The 4,830-nt window shown below is 52.2% G+C and carries 4 protein-coding genes, 1 tRNA gene and 2 pseudogenes; 3 read left to right on the top strand and 4 right to left on the bottom strand.

What is annotated here, in order from left to right:
• Nucleotides 1-32: 32 nt before the first annotated feature.
• Nucleotides 33-109: transfer RNA gene (locus tag GOB82_RS12935), tRNA-Met, on the top strand.
• On the opposite strand, the gene GOB82_RS12930 is transcribed toward GOB82_RS12935, so the two are convergent.
• The gene (locus GOB82_RS12930; protein WP_338078201.1) at nt 66-1,187 is read right to left on the bottom strand and encodes a recombinase family protein; all 1,122 of its coding nucleotides are present in this window, start codon (nt 1,185-1,187) and stop codon (nt 66-68) included. The genes GOB82_RS12935 and GOB82_RS12930 overlap by 44 nt on opposite strands.
• On the opposite strand from GOB82_RS12930, the gene GOB82_RS13615 reads away from it, so the two are divergent.
• Complete coding sequence (locus GOB82_RS13615) at nt 1,119-1,301, top strand: hypothetical protein (protein WP_338078200.1); 183 nt, start codon at nt 1,119-1,121, stop codon at nt 1,299-1,301. The two genes, GOB82_RS12930 and GOB82_RS13615, sit on opposite strands and share 69 nt — an antisense overlap.
• Before the next feature lie 60 nt (nt 1,302-1,361).
• Here the strand turns inward: GOB82_RS13615 and GOB82_RS13610 are convergent.
• A pseudogene (locus GOB82_RS13610) lies at nt 1,362-1,730 on the bottom strand (recombinase family protein); the annotation flags it as partial.
• A gap of 307 nt (nt 1,731-2,037) precedes the next feature.
• Nucleotides 2,038-3,276, bottom strand: coding sequence for a hypothetical protein (locus GOB82_RS12925; RefSeq protein WP_166123713.1), 1,239 nt, complete (start codon nt 3,274-3,276; stop codon nt 2,038-2,040).
• A gap of 204 nt (nt 3,277-3,480) precedes the next feature.
• On the opposite strand from GOB82_RS12925, the gene GOB82_RS12920 reads away from it, so the two are divergent.
• On the top strand, nt 3,481-4,314 hold the full coding sequence (locus GOB82_RS12920) for a hypothetical protein (protein ID WP_166123711.1): 834 nt from the start codon (nt 3,481-3,483) through the stop codon (nt 4,312-4,314).
• A gap of 77 nt (nt 4,315-4,391) precedes the next feature.
• On the opposite strand, the pseudogene GOB82_RS12915 reads toward GOB82_RS12920, so the two are convergent.
• A pseudogene (locus GOB82_RS12915) lies at nt 4,392-4,830 on the bottom strand (hypothetical protein); the annotation flags it as partial.

Here is a 4,830-nt window from a genome sequence, read left to right as displayed (position 1 = left end):
CAGGTCTTCCAGTCTACCCAAATCCTCACAACCGCGGGGTGGAGCAGCCCGGTAGCTCGTCAGGCTCATAACCTGAAGGTCACAGGTTCAAATCCTGTCCCCGCAACCAATGAATCCTGCACTAAGAACTTATTAAGAACGCCAGTGTCCGGGTGATGCGTGGCGTTCTTTTTGTTTGTCGCAAAACCCAGCATTGCAGCAAGATCCCCCTCAAGGAAAATCGCTAGCTCTCCATTCTCAGGAATAAGCCTGATCCGTGTGATCAGAGAACGGATCGCTTCTATCGTCTGTGTTCCGGTGGCCTCGTTCTGCAGGCTGTCGTGGAGGACGCCGATCTTCTGACGATACAGTTCCGCCATGTTCGGATGAAGGAGTGGAGGTGGGCAAGGGGCCTCGGCCAGCCGTGCTTCGATCTCGGCCTTGCGTGCTTCAAGTTGCTCCATGCGTGTCTTGAGAGCAGAACTGGCAAAGCCATCCAGGATCGCCTGAACGGCCTTGTTCAGTTCGCGCTCGATTTTGGGAAGTTCGGATTTCAGGGTAGCCAGATCGGCCCCTTTTTCCATCCGCAGTCGGTTGACCTCACGGGTAAACTCGTCACAGAATTCTTTGAAGAGGGCAGGATCCATCATCTGGGTCCTCAGACCGTTGAGCACGGATTTCTCCAGGACATCTCGCCGGATTGTCAGCCGGTTCTCGCAGGTGCCCTTGTTGCGGGCTGTCGAGCAGCCAAGATGGTTTTTGGAGATCATCGAGAAGCCACCGCCACAGCAACCGCATTTGCTCAGACCGGTCAGGAGATGGGTCGGACGCTGCAGGGCGTTGAGCGGATGAGTGCCAGTGCCGCGGGATTTCTGGGACCAGGTCGTTTTGCTCTGACGGGCTTTGACCGCCTCCCAGAGATCCTGCTCGATAATCCGCAGATCAGGAACGTCCTCAATGACCCACTTGGATTTAGGGTTCAGGCGTGAAACACGTTTCTTGGTAACGGGATCCTTGAGGTAGCGCAGGCGGTTCCAGATCAGACGACCGATATAGAGTTCGTTGTTGAGGAGGCCAGTGCCGCGTTCGCGATTGCCATTGATGGTGGAGGGGCTCCAGGCTCCGGATAGGGGACCGCGATGTCCTTCAGCATTGAGAGAAAGGGCGATGGCTTTGGGAGATTTGCCGTCGGCATAATCCCGAAAGATCCGGCGGACGATCTCGGCCTGCTCGCCATTGATCGCACGTTCGCCGCAAATGCGTTCCCCCTCTGCATCGCGGAGCTTGAGAACATCGTAGCCATAACACAGCCCGCCCCCTGATTTACCGTCCTTAATACGACCGTAGAGGCCGCGATGGGTGTTTTTTGAAAGTTTATCAATGAACTCCGCGTTCATTGTGCCGGTCAGGCCAATATGCAGAGCAGTGATCCTGCCCTCACTGAGCGTCTCGATTTGCACGTCCGCAAATTTCATGCGCTTGTAAAAACCCGCCACGTCTTCCTGATCACGGGACAGGCGGTCCAGACCTTCTGCCAGCACGATTTCAAAATGTCCGGCCCGGGCCTGTGCCATCAGGTCCTGAATTCCGGGGCGGAGCAGGGTTGTACCGGAGATCGCCCGGTCACTGTAGGAGGCAACGATCTGCCAGCCGTTTTTTTCTGCGTGTGCGCGGCAGATCCGGAACTGGTCCTCGATGGAGGCATCCCGCTGGTTGTCCGAGGAATAACGGGCGTAAAGCGCAACTCTCATGACGGTTCGATCCTGTCAGTTCTCTGGGACGTCCTCCTTCAGAGGATGTCGTGATCTTTGCTCTAAGTACCAGTCTCTGGCCGCCTGCCGGGCCAGAAGTCGAACCAGCGACCTGAGGGCGTGTACGGACTGAGGTGTTGAACACACCTGCTGGGGCGACTGAATAGGGGTGACGGGGTCGACCATCGCGCTGTGCCTCCGGAATTGCAAGCACGATCCTCGCGGTAAAAAAGAGGTCTGAAACGTTCCCTTTGAAGGGGACTCTCCAAATGACGCTTAATGGCAAGAGAGTGTGCCGGACTGATGGTCATGATTTGCGGGGCTTTGACTCAGGACTTTCCTGTCTGGCCATTTCCTGGACAAGACTTTTGGGCAGGGACGGCAGTGGCAGGAAAAAGGGCGACCCTGACGCTCTGTCAGGCTCCAGAAACGAAGGGGGTGTGGTGCACTGCTCATAAAAAGCACGGCGCGTCTGATAGATCTGGCCTGTTATGCCACTCCTGATCCGTATGAACGGAGCGGTCTGGGCCAGCCATGAGTCTGGATTGAATTCCGGGGCGGAAATTGCTGTTGCCTCGGGACAGTCAGAGGACTGGAAGAAGGGACTATTGCTCTGCAGAAGCTTCTGTTCCAGCCCCCATCTCTGGAACCACAGGGCATAGGCAAGTGTTGCGACTGTCAGTTCCCGGTCACGATCATCGTCCATGAAACTGTGACGGGGTCGCAATGGCCGGATATCGTAAGTGCCGGCCCTACGCCGGTCCTCAGCATTATGGGAGGGAAGATAATGGGTGCACCAGATGACATCCATGGCTGCCAGAAGGGGAATAACGCCTGCGAACCGTTTTTTGAGTTCAAAAAACCGCTTGCGTTTATGGCCTAAATTAAGGGACCGCTTTCCGGGGGGAGGTGGGGGATGATAGCCGGTCGGGAAAGGATCATGGGGCTCGACCAGCAGGATGTCCGCACCGTTCAGAGCATCAAGGGTCTGTCTGCAGCGTTGCCAGGACAATGAAATGTCCGGATGGTGAAAATATGCACGGGCCGCGATGTGTAAAGGTCGTCCGATAAACACCCTGGCTTCGTGAAGGATCCTGTGACGCATCCTGTCGTAGGTTTCGAATGAATAAGGGGGAACAAGTGTGGGATCTGGTTCTGAAAAAAAATCTGAATATTCTTTGTTTTTATAACGGGTTTTGTAGATAGTTTTGAGGGTATCAAGCTGATCGAAAAGACTATTGCGGCTAATCTGGCTCAGTTCATCGTCCTGTTGAGACATGCATAAAGACCGGAAACTTTGTCCATCAGGGGGGCCGGCGGCGAGGGTTTCCCGCAGACCCTGTTCAAGAAGGATCTGCGCCACCCGAAGCCAGGCGGTCGGGGAGGGTTGGTGTTGGGATGATTGACCGCATGATGTTGCTGTCGTTTGGGGAAGGCGTGTCTGCTCTGGTGTGAGGCACTCTAAAAGGAGAGTCTGTATGCGGAAGTTCAGAAATCTGTCTTGCGCATTGAAAAGAATAGAAAATTCTTTGCTTTTACTCGACATGGTTCTGCTGCTTCCCAGAAAACGCCTGATCTTAATAATAGACAGATAGACAGTAGATTTAGAATTACAAGCTCAGCAGATCATCGGACTATCTGTGAGTCCCCCTCAAAAGAGACTCCTGGTCATCGTACCTTTGGTGCACGGTATCCGAAGTATCCAGCACAGTGCGATTGCCAAAGCACGCAACACTCAGAAGGGGTGAAGATGGAAGCGTCGGAGATTCCTGTTCTCACGATGGAGCAGAAGATAGAATGGCTGAAGCAGCATTGTTACAAGCATGATATCGTGAATACAGTTCGAATACTTAATATTATCAGGTGGGAATGGCACGTTGTTGGACCCGATACGATTTTGCAACATTGCCCCGCGGAAGTCCGGATTGGGTTGTCTCGAAGTGAATTATGGGCGCTGGTGATGCAGGTGGTCCGATCTGGAGACAGTGGTGGGGTTTTGCGGTATCATTATAGTCCTGGTGAGCGTCAAGAATTTTTGATGAACCAGTCTCGTTATAATGTACGCAGCCAATATATTGAAATGGTACATATTATCTATCGGCGCTGGGTACCGATCACACCCCCGACCTTGATTCTCTGTTATCCAACTTCTTATTGGAGATATGCTCAAAAAAGTGCATGGGGAGAAATAAAGGACGTGGCACAAAAAAATATTTACTATCCTGAAAAATTTATTCCTGATCCCATTGACTGGGAGGCTATGGGATTTGATGAATTGTTTCAAATGGCCTGTATCGCAGATACCCGAGACGAAGAAAGAAGGGTTCTTGTTCCTGTCCGGGATAATTTAAAATACCCCGTAAAAACTGATAATCTGGAAGTGGAGGCTATTCAGAGTCCAAAATTTGAAGAATGGGCATCTTTTCGAAAAGAGCCTTTAACACTCAAGAATGTTGTGGAGGAATTTCTTCAACGCACGTGGCCACCTGGAGCGATCGAGCAGCGTCAGATATCAGAAAATCTGAAAGCAGCCGGCTGGGGACCAGCTCGTACGGCAACATGCAGATTCTGGGTCAAAAAATAGATATACCGGATGCAATTCGTTAGCGTTGCTTTTGTGAAGAATTTTCGGGCCATTCACGTAAGAATAGCCCGACAATATTATGCTGTTTTTATGATTTTACTGGGACCGATGAAAGCCGTGTGCAGGGTTTTCGTGACGCACTGTTCGTGATGGTGATTGCGGATATAGCTTTGGCCAGCCTTCGAGTTTTGATTAAACAGGTTGCGGTCCGTATGGGCGAGAACAATCAGCTTTGCCATATTTGCATTTCCGATAGCGACAAGCTTTTTCAGTTCGTCAGTTAGGCTCAGTCCTTCGCTTGCGATCGGCGTCATGACGCAGGGCACGCCTGCAGCAAGACTGTCGAGGACCTTCCCTTTAATGCCTGCACCAAACCGAAGCGGGGCAACAGTCAACCTTACCTGATCTAGAGCACGTCCACTGAACGATGAATCGTGTGGGGTGACATGGGGCATAGATTGTGATTCACCGTTTCCATTGATGGAGATGGTGATGGCACGAGCATTGAGTGACGAT

The sequence above is a fragment of the Acetobacter farinalis genome (assembly GCF_011516935.1).
GTDB classification, from domain to species: Bacteria; Pseudomonadota; Alphaproteobacteria; order Acetobacterales; family Acetobacteraceae; genus Acetobacter; species Acetobacter farinalis.
The sequence above is the reverse complement of the archived record's forward strand: the minus strand, read 5'-3'. Positions and strand labels throughout refer to the sequence as shown.